The organism is Pedobacter heparinus DSM 2366, assembly GCF_000023825.1.
Lineage (GTDB): Bacteria > Bacteroidota > Bacteroidia > Sphingobacteriales > Sphingobacteriaceae > Pedobacter > Pedobacter heparinus.
The window spans coordinates 4,912,546-4,930,165 of record NC_013061.1 but is presented as its reverse complement, the minus strand read 5'-3'; the positions used below and the strand labels follow the sequence as shown (position 1 = coordinate 4,930,165).

General features: G+C 42.8%; 21 protein-coding genes. All 21 read left to right on the top strand.

Annotated elements, in window-relative coordinates; translation table 11 throughout:
- Positions 1 to 160 precede the first annotated feature (160 nt).
- The 21 genes from PHEP_RS20390 (at position 161) to PHEP_RS20295 (ending at position 17,619) form a co-directional block, all read left to right on the top strand.
- Complete coding sequence (locus tag PHEP_RS20390) at positions 161 to 1,003, top strand: MotA/TolQ/ExbB proton channel family protein (protein WP_015809889.1); 843 nt, start codon at positions 161 to 163, stop codon at positions 1,001 to 1,003.
- Positions 1,004 to 1,086: 83 nt separating this feature from the next.
- Positions 1,087 to 1,704, top strand: a complete 618-nt coding sequence (locus PHEP_RS20385) for an ExbD/TolR family protein (protein WP_015809888.1) — start codon at positions 1,087 to 1,089, stop codon at positions 1,702 to 1,704.
- Positions 1,705 to 1,713: 9 nt separating this feature from the next.
- Positions 1,714 to 2,253 carry an ExbD/TolR family protein gene (locus tag PHEP_RS20380; protein WP_015809887.1) on the top strand — a complete coding sequence of 180 codons (540 nt, stop codon included), beginning with the start codon at positions 1,714 to 1,716 and terminating at the stop codon, positions 2,251 to 2,253.
- A gap of 31 nt (positions 2,254 to 2,284) precedes the next feature.
- Complete coding sequence (locus tag PHEP_RS22465) at positions 2,285 to 2,587, top strand: hypothetical protein (RefSeq protein WP_015809886.1); 303 nt, start codon at positions 2,285 to 2,287, stop codon at positions 2,585 to 2,587.
- Between the two features lie 49 nt (positions 2,588 to 2,636).
- Positions 2,637 to 3,107 carry an energy transducer TonB gene (locus tag PHEP_RS22460; RefSeq protein WP_015809885.1) on the top strand — a complete coding sequence of 157 codons (471 nt, stop codon included), beginning with the start codon at positions 2,637 to 2,639 and terminating at the stop codon, positions 3,105 to 3,107.
- Between the two features lies 1 nt (position 3,108).
- On the top strand, positions 3,109 to 3,339 hold the full coding sequence (locus tag PHEP_RS20370; RefSeq protein WP_015809884.1) for a hypothetical protein: 231 nt from the start codon (positions 3,109 to 3,111) through the stop codon (positions 3,337 to 3,339).
- Between the two features lie 36 nt (positions 3,340 to 3,375).
- Positions 3,376 to 4,281: a substrate-binding domain-containing protein gene (locus tag PHEP_RS20365; RefSeq protein WP_015809883.1), complete on the top strand. Its 906-nt coding sequence runs from the start codon at positions 3,376 to 3,378 to the stop codon at positions 4,279 to 4,281.
- Positions 4,282 to 4,349: 68 nt separating this feature from the next.
- A complete protein-coding gene (locus PHEP_RS20360) occupies positions 4,350 to 6,065 on the top strand; it encodes a tetratricopeptide repeat protein (protein WP_015809882.1) in 1,716 nt (571 codons plus the stop codon).
- A 76-nt stretch (positions 6,066 to 6,141) separates the two neighbouring features.
- Entirely contained in the window at positions 6,142 to 6,513 is a 372-nt protein-coding gene (locus PHEP_RS20355) for an NADH-quinone oxidoreductase subunit A (RefSeq protein WP_015809881.1), read from the top strand.
- 105 nt (positions 6,514 to 6,618) lie between these two features.
- Positions 6,619 to 7,161 (top strand): NADH-quinone oxidoreductase subunit B, encoded by a 543-nt coding sequence (locus tag PHEP_RS20350; RefSeq protein ID WP_015809880.1) that lies wholly within the window; start codon positions 6,619 to 6,621, stop codon positions 7,159 to 7,161.
- Entirely contained in the window at positions 7,161 to 7,673 is a 513-nt protein-coding gene (locus PHEP_RS20345) for an NADH-quinone oxidoreductase subunit C (RefSeq protein WP_015809879.1), read from the top strand. The genes PHEP_RS20350 and PHEP_RS20345 overlap by 1 nt, the downstream gene beginning before the upstream one ends.
- Positions 7,674 to 7,679: 6 nt before the next feature.
- On the top strand, positions 7,680 to 8,894 hold the full coding sequence (locus tag PHEP_RS20340; protein WP_015809878.1) for an NADH-quinone oxidoreductase subunit D: 1,215 nt from the start codon (positions 7,680 to 7,682) through the stop codon (positions 8,892 to 8,894).
- Positions 8,887 to 9,399 carry an NADH-quinone oxidoreductase subunit NuoE family protein gene (locus PHEP_RS20335; protein WP_015809877.1) on the top strand — a complete coding sequence of 171 codons (513 nt, stop codon included), beginning with the start codon at positions 8,887 to 8,889 and terminating at the stop codon, positions 9,397 to 9,399. Before PHEP_RS20340 ends, PHEP_RS20335 begins: the two co-directional genes overlap by 8 nt.
- Positions 9,399 to 10,763 carry an NADH-quinone oxidoreductase subunit NuoF gene (gene nuoF, locus PHEP_RS20330; protein WP_015809876.1) on the top strand — a complete coding sequence of 455 codons (1,365 nt, stop codon included), beginning with the start codon at positions 9,399 to 9,401 and terminating at the stop codon, positions 10,761 to 10,763. The genes PHEP_RS20335 and nuoF overlap by 1 nt, the downstream gene beginning before the upstream one ends.
- A 26-nt stretch (positions 10,764 to 10,789) precedes the next feature.
- Positions 10,790 to 11,794 (top strand): NADH-quinone oxidoreductase subunit G, encoded by a 1,005-nt coding sequence (locus tag PHEP_RS20325; protein WP_015809875.1) that lies wholly within the window; start codon positions 10,790 to 10,792, stop codon positions 11,792 to 11,794.
- Positions 11,794 to 12,831 (top strand): NADH-quinone oxidoreductase subunit NuoH, encoded by a 1,038-nt coding sequence (nuoH, locus tag PHEP_RS20320; RefSeq protein ID WP_015809874.1) that lies wholly within the window; start codon positions 11,794 to 11,796, stop codon positions 12,829 to 12,831. The genes PHEP_RS20325 and nuoH overlap by 1 nt, the downstream gene beginning before the upstream one ends.
- Positions 12,832 to 12,865: 34 nt before the next feature.
- Complete coding sequence (locus PHEP_RS20315) at positions 12,866 to 13,363, top strand: NuoI/complex I 23 kDa subunit family protein (RefSeq protein WP_015809873.1); 498 nt, start codon at positions 12,866 to 12,868, stop codon at positions 13,361 to 13,363.
- Between the two features lie 29 nt (positions 13,364 to 13,392).
- Positions 13,393 to 13,890 (top strand): NADH-quinone oxidoreductase subunit J family protein, encoded by a 498-nt coding sequence (locus tag PHEP_RS20310; RefSeq protein WP_015809872.1) that lies wholly within the window; start codon positions 13,393 to 13,395, stop codon positions 13,888 to 13,890.
- Positions 13,890 to 14,219: an NADH-quinone oxidoreductase subunit NuoK gene (nuoK, locus tag PHEP_RS20305; protein WP_015809871.1), complete on the top strand. Its 330-nt coding sequence runs from the start codon at positions 13,890 to 13,892 to the stop codon at positions 14,217 to 14,219. Before PHEP_RS20310 ends, nuoK begins: the two co-directional genes overlap by 1 nt.
- Positions 14,220 to 14,238: 19 nt before the next feature.
- Positions 14,239 to 16,131, top strand: coding sequence for an NADH-quinone oxidoreductase subunit L (gene nuoL, locus PHEP_RS20300; protein WP_015809870.1), 1,893 nt, complete (start codon positions 14,239 to 14,241; stop codon positions 16,129 to 16,131).
- A gap of 21 nt (positions 16,132 to 16,152) precedes the next feature.
- A complete protein-coding gene (locus PHEP_RS20295) occupies positions 16,153 to 17,619 on the top strand; it encodes a complex I subunit 4 family protein (RefSeq protein ID WP_015809869.1) in 1,467 nt (488 codons plus the stop codon).
- Position 17,620: the final 1 nt, after the last annotated feature.

The window sequence follows — 17,620 nt, the reverse complement described above, 5'->3', positions numbered from 1 at the left end:
AATACTCGGGGAATAGGCTAACGATTATTTAATTTGGAATTAAAATCAAAATTATAAATTTGTTGTTACAACAATTGTTTATAATGGTCGTTGTGTGTATTACAGAATATTTATCTAATTTTAAAAAACAAAGTACTAAAAACTAAAAAACTAAAAAAAAATGGCAAACGCACCAAAACCTACAACAGTAAAAAAAGAGAGCAGCTCGTCAGCTTCAAATTTATTCGCAACATTAACCATTCCAATTTGCATCATCATCGGGATCTGTGTTTACAAATTTATCTTCGGCGATAGAGGTAACTTTATTGATGGCGCTGACCCTGATCTGCATGAGACACTGCCAAAAGTAGGTAACTACATGGGTATGGCATACAAAGGCGGAGTAATTGTGCCTATTCTATTGGGTATGTTCCTGATGGTAATTGTATTCTCTATCGAACGTATGATCGTAATCAGCAAAGCAACCGGCAAAAGCGGGCTGGATTCTTTCGTTAAAAAAATCCAGGCACTTTTGAACTCAAACAACATCGAAGCTGCTATAGCTGAGTGTGACAAACAGGAAGGTTCTGTTGCAAACGTGATCAAATCAGGTTTGAGAAAATACCGTGAGATGGAAGTGGAGCCTAATATGGATACTGATCAGAAATGTTTAGCTATTCAGAAAGACATTGAAGAAGCTACTACTTTAGAGATGCCAATGTTAGAGCAAAACTTAACTGTAATTGCTACTTTGGTTTCTGTAGGTACATTAACAGGTCTGTTGGGTACAGTAACAGGTATGATCAAGGCCTTTGGTGGTTTGGCCAACTCTGGAGCTCCTGATCAGGCTGCATTGGCAACTGGTATTTCTGAGGCTTTGATTAACACGGCTACAGGTATCGGTACTTCAACTTTCGCAATTATCATGTACAACATCCTTACTTCTAAAATTGATAAGTTAACTTATGCAATTGATGAGGCAGGTTTCAGCATCATCCAGACTTACGCCAGCACGCATAAATAAAATAATGAATTTTTTTTACCGGCTTTATGGAAAACCGGAAGAAATAACATCATTAGTTAAAAACATTAGTAATTTTTAAAATTATGCCAAGAGCAAAGGTTCAAAGAAAGAGTACTTCGATAGATATGACCGCCATGTGCGACGTGTCTTTCCTGTTACTTACTTTCTTTATATTAACAGCAACTGCACGCCAGCCTGACCCTTTGGATGTTACCATTCCTTCATCAACCTATAAGATTAAGGTTCCTGATACGGATATGGGGATATTATCTATCGGAAAAGGTAAAGTGTTTTATGAGATTCTGGGACAGGATATCAGGAAGGCTACCTTACCTAAAATGGGTGAGAAGTATAACATCCAGTTTACACCTGAAGAGATCAAGCGCTTTTCAGTAGTGGGGTCTTTCGGGGTTCCGATTCAGAATTTAAAAGAGTTTCTTAATATGAACGGGGAACAGCGGAAAAAATATCAGGAAACGTCAGGTGGGATCCCTACTGATTCTACCAACAATCAATTGGCCGAATGGTTGATGCAGTCCCGTCATTCAGTAGCTGAACTTCATTCTACACAAATGCGTGTAAGTATTAAAGGTGATGCGAATGAGGAGTATCCTACCGTTAAAAAAGTGGTTGATATTCTTCAGAAACAAAAACTTAACAAATTTAGTTTAATCACATCTGCCGAAGGCAGCGCAGAATAATTATAGATTATGGCAGAATTAGATACCTCCGGCGGGGGGGGCAAAAAAGGCAAAAAGGTAAGAAGTAAGAAAGCCAATACCAAAGTGGATTTAACCGCGATGGTGGATTTGGCCTTCTTGTTGATTACATTCTTTATGCTAACTACCTCCCTGTCGAAACCAATTGCAATGGATATTGCAAAACCTGATAAAGATGACAATTCTCAGGAACGTAACGAGTTACGTGCATCGGAAACCATGACTATTTTGTTGGGTAAAAACAATAAAGTAGCCTGGTATATGGGTGAAGCAGGTAAATCGGTGCCTAATATTGAGAGTTTCGCTGATATCAGAAAATCAATATTAGATAATAAGAAAAAAGTAGCAGATGCTACCGGCGGAAGACAGATCATTATGGTGATCAAGCCTACTTCGGGAGCTACTTATAAGAACTTTGTTGATATTATGGACGAGTTGGCGATCACTAAGATCAAGACAGCGCCTGCAATTGACGACGAGAACATTACTGATGCTGAAAAAGATTTCATGAAGAAAGCTGGAATTTTATAATAGAATAATTAACGAAATTAAATAGTAAGCTATGTTTGGTTCTAAGATAGATTTATTAAAAACAGAATGGCTTGATGTAGTATTTGCACATAAGAACAAGAAATACGGGGCTTACGAGCTGCGTAAGGAAAGTTCTGCAATTACGACAAGAGCCTTATTTATAGCATCGGCTATTTTTGTGCTGGTGTTTATAGCGCCTAAGATCCTGAGTGTGATCAAAGGTAAATTGCCTGAAGACAACGAGGTAAAGCAGGTAGAGGTAGTGGGTTGCACCACCTCCGCCGGTAAACCCGGAAACACCTCCGCCACCACCGGTAGAGCCGCCACCTCCTAAACAGGACCAGGTTAAATTCCCTCCTCCGATTGTTAAACCGGACAATGAGGTGGTTGACAAGGAGCCTGTTCAGATAGAGGACCTTAAAAAAGCGGATCCGGGCCAGAAAACCATTGCCGGTGATCCTGATGCGGATATCGTAATTGCTACTGCAGCAGGTGAAGGCCCTAAGCAGGCAGCAGTTGTGGAAGATACCAAGGTGTATGACTTTGTGAGCATTGAAACTCAGCCAGGTTTCCCTGGTGGTATGGAGAAATTTTATGCTTACCTGAGAAAAGCAGTGAAGTATCCTCCTGTAGCACAGGAGAACAATATCCAGGGTAAAGTATTCTTATCGTTCGTTGTTGAGAAAAACGGTGAACTGACAGATATTAAAGTGGAAAGAAAACTTGGTGGTGGTACCGATGAGGAAGCCATTAGGGTATTAAAAGCCAGTCCACGCTGGACCCCTGGTATTCAAAATGGTAAACCTGTACGTGTAAAGTATAATATTCCAATCAGCTTTACCTTATCGAATTAGAATGTTTAATTTTGAAACATTTAAACAGAAATCGCCTCAACAGCGATTTCTGTTCATTTTAGGCCTGGTCATGTTCCTCTTTTACCTGATCCTTGGTGGAATGCTGATCTTCGGAACCCAGTTGCTGAACCAGATCCAGCCGCTTTACAGGATGCTCCTGGGCGGTTTATTGATCATATATGCGTTGATCAGGTTTACACGCTTAATTAACCAGAAGCCGGAAGAAGATTAAAGGAAACGGGCTTACAGATTTAACAACAGATTTAGGATGAAAAACTTCAGTTTTATACTTTTATTGGCGGTATTTGCGGCTTGCAAACAGAAGCCTAAACCTGCAGTTGTAGAGGAAACACGTACCTCGGGCAGTGTGAAAATGCTGGTTGATGAGTCTTTCTCTGAAGTACTGGCCAGCCAGATTGAAGTGTTTAAAACGGATTATCCGGACAGTAAGTTTACAATAACTGAAGGAAATGAACAGCAGATTATCCCAACCTTTTTAAACGACAGCGTAAGGGTGATCATTTTATCAAGAATGCTGACTGCTGATGAGGATAAAATTTATAGAAGCAGAAGCATCGTTCCAAAAACCTCGAGATTTGGGATTGACGGAATCGCCCTGATAACAGGGAAAAATGAACCGGATACCAATATTACAGTAAATGAGGTGATAGAGATGATGAAAGGTAATGCTGCGGGTGGTAAACAACTGGTATTTGACAATGCCTATTCCAGTACCCTGAGGTATTTTAAGGACCTTGCAGGTATAAAAACACTGCCTGCCAGGGGTGTTTATACACTAAAGACCAATAATGACGTTATTAAGTATGTTGCAGATCATAAAGGGTTTATAGGAGTAGTTGGTGTAAACTGGCTGATTGCGAATAAGGACAGCATGTCAGTTTATCTGACTAAAGTAAAGCCAATGGGGGTTAAGAACCTTAAAGGCAAAAAAGGGGACAATGCGTACTACAAGCCTACACAGGCCAATTTAATAGATGGCATTTATCCGTTTTTAAGAAATATTTATATTATTGACGCCGAGGGCAGAAATGGTTTAGGCACAGGTTTTGCAACATGGTTGGTAAGTCCGAGGGGACAGCTGATTGTACTTAAATCTGGATTGGGGCCGCATAAGATGGCTTCTAGAGATTTTAATTTTAAGAATACAAACTAAATTTTATATTTGAAAAGTGAAGCCCGCGTTTCTGGCTTCATAACAATCTAAAAATAAAAAGTAAACGAATGAAAATGACAAAGAAAGCAATAACCTTAGGTTTAGGTTTAGTAGTGATGGGTTCTGCCTCTTTTGCTCAGAGCTTAAGTGACGCAAAAAAGGCGATAGATGCCGAGCAGTATCAGAAAGCGACTTCGATGCTTAAAACATTGGTGAGTTCACAGGCCAGCAAAGGCGAGAACTACTATAATTTAGGCGAGGTTTACCTGAAGATGGATTATGTGGATTCGGCACGTGCAGTATTTACCAAAGGTGTTACAGCTGACCCAAAGAATTCATTAAATTATATTGGTCTGGGAGAGGCTGATCTGGTTTCCAATAACCCGACATCAGCAAAAACCAATTTTGCAAAGGCAGTGGAGGTTTCTTCGAAAAAAGATTGGATTCCTCAGTTGTATATAGGAAAAGCCTATATTGCTACTGATAAGCCTGATTTTGAAGCCGCTTTGCCTTATTTACAAAAAGCAGAAGAATTGGATGCAAATGATAAAGATGCTGAAACTTTTATTGCGCTAGGTGATTATTATGCCTTGCAAAAGAAAAATTCTGAGGCTTTACAAAACTACATGAGAGCGGGAAATATCAATGAGAGTATTTTAAGGGCCCCTGTTCAGATTGGAAGAATGTACAAAGAATCAAGAGCATTTACCGAGTCTGAGCAGCAATTAAAAGAGGTGATCGCTAAAGATGCCAATTATGGACCTGCTTACAGGGAGATCGCTGAACTTTATATGCAGTGGGCTATCCAGATGCCAAACGAATTTGCAGCTAAATCTGCCCAGGCCCTGGAAAACTATAAAAAATATCTTGACCTGACCGACAAATCTTATGAATCAAGATTGCGTTATGCCCAGTTTCTGTTCTATGCAAAGGATTTTAAAACCCTTGAGCAGGAATCTGCAACTCTGCAGCAAATGAACCCCAATGACCCTAAAAATCTTGTGGTAACAAGGTTGCGTGGTTATTCGGCATTCGAGAACAAGAACTTCCCTCAAAGTTTGGAATACATGAACGATTTCTTTGCAAAAGCCAAAGATACAAGCCGTATTGTAGCTTCAGATTACTTATATCTGGGAAGGGCTCAGCTGGCAGCCGGAAACGATAGCCTGGCCTTGATCAACATTACCAAAGCAGTTGAGAAGGATTCTACGAATGTTGAAGCATTGGCTGATGTGGCAAAAGCTTATTTTGATGCTAAAAAATATGCGAAATCTGCACAGGTGTACGACAAGGTGATCAAAGCTGGTCCGAATGCAAAAGGCGTATTGTACAGCTATTTTTATGATGGCCTGGCTTATTATTTCGATTACGCCAATCAGTACAGTGCCAAATTGAACCCTTCAAAAGACCTGTTGGTTAAAGCTGATTCTGCTATTGCAAAAGTAGCGCAGCTTGCCCCTGAAACCACGGATGCTTATCTGTACAGAGGACGGATCAATAACCTGCTTGACGATGAAGCCAATCCTAAGGGACTATTGGTGCCTCATTATGAAATGTTCATCAAAAAAGTAACCGTTGACAAGCCTGATCTTGCTCCTGCAAATGCCAGAAAATTATCTGAAGCATATGATAACCTGGCAGGTTTTTATGCGATAAGCGATAAGGCAAAAGCTATTGACTACCTGAATAAAAGTATTGCGGCTAACCCGGCTGGTACTTTTGCTCCGGCTAAACTGAAAGAGTTAACCGCTCCTGCAGCTAAGGCCCCGGTAAAGAAAAAGTAATGAATTAAATAATAAATGGAAAGGCAGGGTTGTTATCCTGCCTTTTTGTTTTATTTTTGTCCCAAAATATTTTCAAATGGAAACGCAAAGTGTACCTGTAGATTTTTTACCCATCATATTTCAAGTTGTTGTTGCTTTAGGCTTTGTGGTGACAACCCTGATCGCTACACACCTTTTAGGTCCGAGCAGAAAGACCAAGGATAAACTGGAAACATTTGAAGCGGGGATTAAAACGATTGGGAATGCCCGTCAGCCTTTTTCTATCAAGTATTTCCTGGTAGCGATCCTGTTTGTGCTGTTTGATGTAGAGGTGATTTTTATGTACCCCTGGGCAGTTAATTTCAGAGAGCTGGGTATGACAGGTATGATAGAGATGTTCGTATTTATGGGCACTTTACTACTGGGCTTTATTTATGTTTTGAAGAAGAAAGCACTGGATTGGAATTAATTATTTAGATCGGTTCTAAATGCAGATGGTGTAGATCATTTGCATCAAAAAATTGTAAATTTGTGGTTCATTCTTTAAAGGAATGAGCCTTTTTCGTTTTGTATCATGAGTGACATCAATATAGTAGAAGCGCCGCCAGGCATCGAAGGTTCTGGCTTTTTTGCCACCTCTTTAGATAAAGTTATTGGTTTGGCCCGCTCACATTCCTTATGGCCTTTGCCCTTTGCTACCTCATGTTGCGGTATAGAGTTTATGGCAACAATGGGTTCCCATTATGATTTTGGCCGTTTTGGTTCTGAGCGCCTGAGCTTTTCTCCGCGTCAGGCCGATTTGCTGATGGTAATGGGTACGATCGCCAAGAAAATGAGCCCCGTTTTGAAACAGGTTTATCTGCAAATGGCCGAGCCCCGTTGGGTGATGGCTGTAGGTGCCTGTGCATCGAGCGGTGGTATATTTGATACCTATTCGGTTTTACAGGGGATTGATGAAATCATCCCTGTGGATGTGTATGTGCCAGGTTGTCCGCCAAGGCCGGAAGCAATTCTGGATGGTTTTGGAAAGATACAGGAGCTGGTGAGAAACGAGTCGTCAAGAAGAAGGAACTCTGAGCAGTACAAGGAAATGTTGGCTTCATACGGAATACTATAATGGCAGAATTGATTAATCAAGCGATAGTTGAAGCACTAGGCGCAAAGTTTGGTGATAAGGTTATTGGGGTAAACGAGCCTTATGGCCTGCTTACTTTTGAGACGACTAAAGACGTGATCATCGAGGTTTTAAAATTCCTTAAAGATAGCGGTGAAAATGATGTCACCGGTTTTAATTTCTTAACTGACATTACCGCCGTACATTATCCTGAAAAAAAACATGGTATTGCTGTTGTCTATCACCTGCACAACATGGTTAAAAAGGTCAGGGTTAGGATTAAGGTGTTTATTGATGAGCACAATCCTGTTATTCCTACGGCTACTTCCATCTGGAATGGTGCCAACTGGATGGAACGCGAAACTTATGACCTGTTCGGTGTGAAATTTGAAGGGCATCCTGATCTGAGAAGAATATTAAACATGGACGAGCTGGGTGTACACCCGATGCTGAAACAATATCCTTTAGAGGATCCGAACAGAGTAGATAAAAAAGACGAATACTTTGGTAGATAAGTACATATGAATCACAATCAACCAGTATATACAGATAATGATCCGCAGAGTGAGTTGGTGACCCTTAACCTGGGCCCTACACACCCGGCAACACATGGTGTTTTTCAGAATGTGTTACAGATGGATGGAGAGCGCATTGTAAGTGGTGTGTCTACCATAGGGTATATTCACCGTGCCTTTGAAAAAATAGCTGAACACAGGCCTTTTTACCAGATCACCCCTCTAACAGACAGGTTAAACTATTGCTCATCGCCCATCAACAATATGGGCTGGCACATGACGGTAGAAAAACTATTGAACATACAGATGCCAAAGCGTGTGGATTACCTGCGGGTAATTATCATGGAGCTGGCGCGTATTTCTGACCACATCATCTGTAACACGATCATTGGGCAGGATACCGGTGCCACTACCACCTTTTTGTACCTGTTTCAGTTCAGAGAGCATATTTATGAGATTTACGAAGAGATCTGTGGGGCCCGTTTAACCACAAATATTGGTCGGATTGGTGGGTTTGAGCGCGATTTTAATGCTATTGCCTTTGCCAAGATCAATAAATTTTTAAAAGAGTTCCCTGTGGCTTTACGCGAATTTGAAAATTTGCTGAACCGCAACAGGATCTTTATAGACCGTACCTCGGGTGTGGCCTGCGTTACAGCAGAGCAGGCTTTGGACTACAGCTGGACTGGTCCTTTACTGCGTGCCACCGGGGTGGATTATGATGTTCGGGTAAGTGAGCCCTATTCTTCTTATGAGGATTTCGATTTTGAAGTTCCAGTAGGTACTGCCGGCGATATTTACGACCGTTACCTGGTGCGTAATGAAGAAATGTGGCAGAGTGTGCGTCTGATTGAACAGGCTTTGGAGAAATTGAAAAAGGAACCAGCTGGTATTTTTCATGCTGATGTTCCGGAATTCTATTTGCCGGCCAAAGAAGAAGTATACAACAATATGGAAGCATTGATCTATCACTTTAAAATTGTGATGGGAGAAATCGATGCCCCTAAGGCAGAAGTTTACCACGCGGTAGAGGGTGGTAACGGTGAGCTTGGCTTTTATCTGATCAACGACGGTGGAAGAACACCTTACCGTTTGCATTTCAGGAGACCTAGTTTTATAAATTATCAAATGTTTGCACCCATGAGTAAAGGTATGTTGTTATCGGATGCCATTATCAACATGAGTAGCATGAATATTATTGCAGGAGAATTAGATGCTTAAAGTAGAAGAACAACAACCTGTAGAGTTTTCACCGGCTTTGTTAACAAAGTTTGATGAGATCGTTAAAAGATATCCGGAGGGTAAGCATAAATCTGCTTTGCTGCCTATACTGCATGAAGTTCAGGCAGAGCTGGGCTGGTTGAGCGCTGCTGCGATGGATAAAGTGGCTGCTTATCTGGACATTCAGGATATTGAAGTATATGAAGTAGCTTCGTTTTACAGCATGTACTTTTTAAAGCCACAGGGCAAATATGTGCTGGAAGTGTGCAGAACCGGACCTTGTTGTCTGGTTGGTGCCGAAAAGCTGATGGGGCATATTGAAAATAAGCTTGGTGTGAAGGAAAATGAGGTAACTGCGGATGGGCTGTTTAGCTGGAGAGGGGTAGAATGCCTTGCTGCCTGCGGTTATGGTCCGGTTTTACAGATTGGCCCTGAATATACATTTTACGAAAACCTGAACGAGCAAAAGGTTGACGAATTGATAGAAGATTTACGCAAAAAATAATGGGACGTAAACTATTATTAGAACATATTAACGTACCAGGCATCAATACACTTGATGTTTATCGCCAGAAAGGCGGGTACCGCGCTGTAGAAAAGGCTTTGAAAACGCTTACACCTGATGATGTAGTGGAAGAGGTGAAAAAGTCGGGCTTACGCGGCCGTGGTGGTGCAGGATTCCCTACTGGAATGAAATGGAGTTTTTTGGCTAAACCTGATGGGGTGCCGCGTTACCTGGTCTGCAATGCAGATGAGTCTGAACCGGGTACTTTTAAGGACCGCTACCTGATGACGCATATTCCGCATGCATTGATAGAAGGCATGATCGTTTCCAGTTTTGCGCTGGGCGCAAATACTTCCTACATCTATGTACGGGGAGAGATGATGCCGCAGATCCGTATCCTGGAAAAGGCAATAGCGGAAGCAAAAAACGCAGGTTTCCTGGGTAAAAACATCCTGGGATCGGGTTACGACCTGGAGCTGTATGTGCAACCAGGCGGGGGTGCTTACATCTGTGGCGAAGAAACCGCTTTGCTGGAATCGTTGGAAGGTAAGCGTGGTAATCCAAGGATTAAACCTCCTTTCCCTGCCATTGCCGGCTTGTATGGCTGTCCTACGGTAGTGAACAATGTAGAATCTATTGCTGCCGTTGTACCCATTGTCAATGATGGGGGTGAGGAGTACGCAAAGATCGGTATTGGCCGCAGTACAGGAACCAAACTGATCTCGGCTTCGGGTAATTTGGTGCGGCCGGGGGTTTATGAAATTGAGCTGGGTTTACCGGTTGAAGAATTTATCTATTCAGACGAATGGTGCGGTGGCATTGCCAATGGCAAACGTTTGAAAGCAACTGTTGCCGGTGGATCATCAGTGCCGGTACTGCCTGCTAATCTGACCTTAAAGCTGGCCAACGGTGAGCCGAGGCTAATGAGCTACGAGTCCTTATCGGAAGGCGGTTTTGCTACGGGTACCATGATGGGATCGGGTGGTTTTATTGCTTTTGATGAAGACCAGTGCATCGTTAGGAACACCTGGAACTTCTCGAGGTTTTATCATCATGAGAGTTGCGGACAATGTTCGCCCTGCCGTGAAGGGACAGGCTGGATGGAGAAGGTATTGCACAGGCTGGAATATGGCCATGGCAAAATGAGCGACATTGACCTGCTGGTGGATGTATCTAAAAAGATAGAAGGGAATACGATTTGTCCGCTTGGTGATGCTGCCGCATGGCCGGTTGCAAGTGCGATCAGACATTTCAGGGATGAATTTGAATGGCATGTAAAGGAGCCGGTGAAGTGCCTGGACACCAATTACGGGCTGGCAAATTATGCTGAGCCAATTGCCAGGGCCGTTACGACAGAGAATTAACTTCAGACAAAAGAATAGCTGCAACAATGAGTGATAAAGTTAAGGTAACCATAGACGGAATAACAGTAGAAGTAGCGCCAGGTACCTCTATTCTGAATGCTGCCAGGCAGATAGGGGGGGATATTGTACCGCCTGCAATGTGCTATTATTCTAAATTAGAAGGCAGTGGCGGTAAGTGCCGTACCTGTATTGTTAAGGTAAGCAAGGGTTCTGAAAAGGATCCCCGTCCGATGCCCAAACTGGTTGCATCATGCCGTACCACAGTAATGGATGGCATGGAAGTGATGAACATTACTTCGCCTGAAGTAATTGAAGCACGCAGTGGCGTGGTAGAAATGCTGCTGATCAACCATCCGCTGGATTGCCCGGTTTGCGACCAGGCCGGCGAGTGCGACCTTCAGAATTTGGGTTATGAGCATGGTTTACAGAAAACCAGATATGAGTTTGAGCGCCGTACTTTTGAACGTATAGACATTGGCGATAAGATACAGCTGCACATGAACAGGTGCATTTTATGCTACCGTTGTGTGTTTACTGCCGATCAGATCACGAATAAAAGGGTACATGGCATATTGAACAGGGGCGACCATTCGGAGATTTCCACTTATATTCAGACTGCGGTAGACAATGATTTTTCGGGCAACGTAATTGATGTTTGTCCGGTTGGTGCCTTAACAGATAAAACGTTCAGGTTTAAGAACCGGGTATGGTTTACCAAACCTATTGATGCACACAGAGATTGCCCTACCTGTAGTGGTAAGGTGACCTTATGGTATAAAGGAGAGGATGTACTGAGGGTTACTGCAAGAAAAGACATTTACGGTGAGGTGGAGGAATTTATCTGCAATACCTGCAGGTTTGACAAGAAAAAAACGTCTGACTGGGTAATTGAGCATCCGACACACATCAGTGATACTTCTGTGATTTCCTCTAACCACTATGAAACTTTAAAACCCCTGCCGGTCATTCAAAATAACCCGCAATTGCAGGCAGCGAATAAGGTTGAACTAGAAAAAACCACTAAATTCTAATGGATATAGCTTTTGTAATCGAAAAATTTGTACTTGTAGCTATCATTTTTGGTATCAGTTTGCTGATTGCCATGTATTCTACGTATGCAGAAAGAAAAGTGGCAGCCTTTTTACAGGACAGACTTGGACCAGACAGAGCCGGTCCTGCAGGAATGTTCCAGCCTTTGGCCGATGGTTTAAAGATGTTTATGAAGGAAGAAATCATTCCTTCAAATGCGAGCAAATGGTTGTTCATGGTTGGGCCTGGCCTGGCGATGCTTACTGCTTGCATTGGTACTGCCGTGATCCCATGGGGAAGTCCGGTTACCATTGACGACAGGGTGGTCCCTTTACAGGTAACCGATATCAATGTGGGCCTGCTGTATATCTTTGGTGTAGTTTCACTGGGGGTATATGGGGTTATGATTGGTGGCTGGGCTTCAAACAACAAATATTCTTTGCTGAGTGCCATCAGGGCCGCTTCGCAGAACATCAGTTATGAAATTGCCATGGGCTTGTCTATCATAGCCCTGTTATTGGTAACCAATACGCTGAGCTTAAAAGAAATTGTGGAGCAGCAGCATGGCTGGCACTGGAATGTACTGTATCAGCCACTGGGCTTTATCCTGTTTATGGTGTGTTCATTTGCTGAGACCAACAGGGCACCTTTCGATTTGCCTGAATGTGAAACGGAACTGATCGGGGGCTACCATACTGAATATTCTTCCATGAAACTGGGTTTCTATCTGTTTGCAGAGTACATCAATATGTTTGTTTCGGCAGCAGTAATGGCCACCTTATATTTTGGTGGATATAATTATCCCGGAATGGATTGGATGGCCACATTATTGGGGCCAACCTGGGCGCCACTTTTTGGTACCTTGGTGTTCTTCGTTAAAATATTTGTATTTATATTTTTCTTCATGTGGGTACGCTGGACCATTCCGCGTTTCCGCTATGATCAACTGATGCATTTAGGCTGGAAAGGACTGATCCCTCTGGCGATAGCGAACATCGTGATCACAGGTATTGTGATCGCAATAATTGAAAAGTTTTAAAGCCCGCAATGCGGATAAACAATAAGGAGGTTTAATGGAACCATTGACCAGTAAAAAGAAAGTATTAGAAAAAAAGCCCTTAACGCTTGCCGAGCGACTTTACCTGCCGGCAATTGCTAAAGGTATGGCGATCACCATCAGTCACTTTTTTAAAAAGGAGGCCACCATCCGTTATCCGGAAGTGGAAAGGGAATTCTCTACCAATTTCAGGGGGATGCACTCTTTAAAAAGGGATGAGGAAGGAAGGGAGCGTTGTACAGCTTGCGGACTTTGTGCGCTTTCCTGCCCTGCAGAAGCAATTACGATGATTGCTGCTGAGCGTAAACCCGAAGAAAAGGAGCTGTACCGCGAAGAGAAATACGCTTCGGTATATGAGATCAACATGCTGCGCTGCATATTCTGCGGTTTATGTGAAGAGGCTTGTCCGAAAGAAGCGATTTACCTGGATGGCCCCATAGTGCCGGCCGATTATTTGCGCAAAGACTTTATTTACGGTAAAGACAAGCTGGTAGAGGCGCCATTAGATAAATAGAAAATAAATAAACTAAACAAAGAAAATTAATGGGTACATCGGTATTCTATTTTGTAGCAGCATTAAGTGTCATATTTTCCTTACTGGTCATCTTTTCAAAGAACCCAGTGCACAGCGTGCTGTACCTGATCGTTACATTCTTCACTTTTACGGTCCATTATGTCCTGCTGAATGCACAATTTCTGGCCGTTGTGAACTTTATCGTTTACATGGGGGCCATTATGGTGCTGTTCCTCTTTGTGCTGATGTTGCTCAACCTGAACAAAGATAATGAGCCGCTCAAATCGGGCCTGGTAAAGGTGGTTGGTGTAATTGCCGGATGTTGTTTGCTGGTTACGCTGGCAGGTGCATTGAAAGCTACGGCCCTTTCAGATCCTGTGGTATTGAGAAACCCTAATCTGGGACTGGTAAAAAGCCTGGGAAAAGAGTTGTTTGGTCCGTTTATGCTGCCATTTGAGCTTTGCTCTATTTTGCTGCTTTCGGCAATGGTGGGTGCTATATTGTTAACTAAAAAAGAAAAAGTATAATGGGGAACATTACTCAGGAATTACAAGGGGTTCCGCTTAACCATTACATCTGGCTAAGTGCTATTATTTTCACCATTGGTGTGATCGGTGTTTTAACACGCAGAAATGCAATTGTGATCTTCATGTCTGTAGAGCTGATGCTGAATGCGGTGAATTTATTGTTAACCGCTTTTTCGGTACATAACAATGATCCTTCGGGACAGGTATTTGTATTTTTCATTATGGCCCTGGCCGCCGCAGAAGTTGCAGTAGGCCTGAGTATCATTGTAATGGTTTACAGAAATACACAATCTACAGATATAAATGTGTTGAATCGCCTTAAGTGGTAATTATTAAGAAGAATATAAGATGATAAATTTAGTTTGGCTGGTTCCGTTGATCCCTCTGTTAGGCTTTGTAATTAATGGCCTTGGCAGAAATTCATTATCCAAAAGCCTGATCGGTTTTATAGGGAGCAGTGTCATATTCATTTCATTTGCCATTAGCTTGGGGATATTTTTTGAGCTGGGTGCTGATGCGAACAAATCGCACGAAATATTTCTTTTTAACTGGATCAGTGCCGGAACACTCGAGATTCCCTTGTCCTTCCTGGTAGATCCATTGAGTTCTTTAATGCTGCTGATCATTACCGGTGTAGGTTTTCTGATCCACATTTATTCTATTGGCTATATGCATAGCGATGAGGGTTTTGGTAAGTTTTTCAGTTACCTGAACCTGTTCATTTTCTTTATGTTGCTGCTGGTTTTAGGCTCCAACTATATTGTGATGTTTATTGGCTGGGAGGGTGTAGGACTTTGTTCTTATCTGCTGATCGGCTTTTGGTACACCAACAGCAGTTATGCTTCGGCCGCCAAAAAAGCATTTGTAATGAACCGTATTGGCGACCTTGGCTTTTTACTCGGTGTATTTCTGATCTTTACTACTTTTGGAAGTGTAGAGTTTGGTAAAATCTGGCCTCAGGCTGCCAATATGCTGCCAGGTAATGGTACCATTGCTTTAATTGCCTTATTGCTGTTTATCGGTGCCTGCGGTAAATCTGCCCAGCTGCCTTTATTTACCTGGCTGCCGGACGCGATGGCGGGTCCAACTCCGGTTTCTGCCCTGATCCACGCAGCCACGATGGTTACTGCTGGTATTTATATGATCGCCAGATCGAACCTGCTGTTTGACCTGGCCCCGATGATCCAGCATGTCATTGCCATTGTTGGCCTGGCTACGGCCATTGTTGCGGCCATTATTGCACTTACACAAACAGATATTAAAAAGGTCCTGGCCTATTCAACCGTATCCCAATTGGGCTATATGTTCTTAGGTTTGGGGGTTGGTGCGTATAATGGTGCGTTCTTCCATGTCATAACGCATGCTTTCTTTAAAGCATTATTGTTCTTATGTGCAGGTTCGGTGATCCATGCCTTGCACCACGAACAGGATATGCGCCATATGGGTGGCCTGCGTAAAAAATTACCGGTTACTTTTATCACCATGCTGATCGGTACCATTGCCATTGCTGGTTTACCTCCATTCTCGGGCTTCTTTTCTAAAGATGAAATTTTAGCCCATGTTTATCTGCATGATAAAGTGATGTGGGGAATTGCCGTATTTGGGGCTTTCTTAACTGCATTTTATATGTTCAGGATGTTGTTCCTTACTTTTTACGGAAAGTACCGCGGTACACACCATGCAGAAGAGAATATTCATGAATCACCAAAATCCATGACTGTTCCTTTAATTGTCCTGGCTGTTTTATCTGCCTTTGGCGGAATAATAGGCATCCCTGAGGCATTGGGTGGTAACCACTGGTTGTCACACTGGCTGTCACCAGTGATTAAACATGTTGCTGAAGCCCCGGATCATGCTACAGAATACATGCTGATGGCAGTTTCTGTAGTTGGTGTGCTGGTCTCTATCGGAGTAGCGTATGGTAAATACGTGAAACAAAACCACATCCCTGTACCCGATGAAGCCAAACGCCCGGCATTGGCCAGTCTGTCTTACCACAAGTTTTATTTTGATGAAATATATGATGCGTTGATCAGAAAGCCTTTGGATGCAATCTCCGGGTTTTTATATAAAATTGTGGACAATAAGATTGTAGATGGCATTGTAAACGGTTTGGGCTGGACAGCTGCTGAGGGGAGTAAAGGCTTGCGCCTGCTCCAGTCCGGAAACGTAGGCTTTTATATTTTTATGATGGTGGTAGGCATCATCTCGTTGTTATTGTATACTTATTTATCTCTATAAAAGATCGTTCAAGAAAAGATAATGGAACAACTTTTACTACTTCTTCTATTTTTACCATTGGTTGGCGCCTTGGTTACCGCATTTTCCGGAAATGCAGCAAAGCATGTTGCATTGGTTTCGGCAATCGCTTCTCTGGCCCTGGCCCTGGTTATGGTATGTAATTTTATACCAGATGCCAGTACGCAGTTTATGGTAAATTGTCCATGGATAAAAGACCTGGGTATCAGTTTTCATGCAGGTGTGGATGGGATCAGCATGATCACTATCCTGCTGACCAATGTACTGGTTCCATTGATCATCCTTTCGGCGTACCAGCACCAGTATAAAAGTGCAAATGCCTTTTTTGCACTGATCCTGTTTATGCAGAGCGGATTGCTGGTGGTGTTCACGGCCATGGATGCATTTCTTTTCTATATCGGATGGGAAGCAGCTTTGATCCCTATTTACTTTATATGTGCCATATGGGGTGGCAAGGACCGTATCCGGGTAAACATGAAATTCTTTGTGTATACCATTGCAGGTTCTTTGTTTATGCTGCTGGGTATCATTTACCTTTATTTACAGAACCCTGCCAATAATTTTGACATACAGGCATTTTATAGCCTGAATTTAGATTCGACCCAGCAGGCCTGGATATTCTGGGCGTTCTTTGTGGCCTTTGCCATTAAAATGCCAATATTTCCTTTCCATACCTGGCAGCCGGATACCTATACAGAAGCACCTGCTGCCGGAACCATGTTACTTTCGGGTATCATGCTAAAAATGGGTATTTATGGGGTGATCAGGTGGTTGTTGCCTGTTGTGCCTGCGGGTGTGCAGGAATGGGGGCAGCTGGCCATCATCCTGTCTGTCATTGGTGTGGTATACGCTTCACTGATTGCTTTTACCCAGAAGGATGCCAAACGTCTGGTGGCTTATTCCTCTATCGGACACGTAGGCCTGATCTCGGCAGGTATTTTTGCGTTAAATGTGCAGGGAATGCAGGGTGCAATGATCCAGATGCTAAGCCATGGTATTAACGTGATCGGTCTTTTCTTTGTACTGGATATTATTGCAAGCCGCGTGCATACCTATAAAATTGCGGAACTTGGCGGGATTGCCAAACAAGCCCCTAAACTGGCTATTGTATTCCTGATCATTGTTTTGGGAACTGTTGCTTTGCCGGGTACAAACGGTTTTATAGGCGAGTTCCTCCTGCTGATCGGTATTTATCAGTATAACCTTTGGGCGGCCGTATTTGCAGGATTGACCATCATTTTCGGTGCAGTATATATGTTCAGGATGTACCAGAACATCATGCTGGGCAAGACCAATGAACTGACCATTGGCTTTACCGACATAAAAGGATCGGAGCAGGTTGTATTGTACATCATTTGTGCACTTGTTATTGTTTTGGGCGTATATCCTAAACCAATTTTGCAACTGTCAGAAGCATCAGTACAACATTTAATAGAACAGGTAACTCAAAAATTAACATCGGTAAACTAAG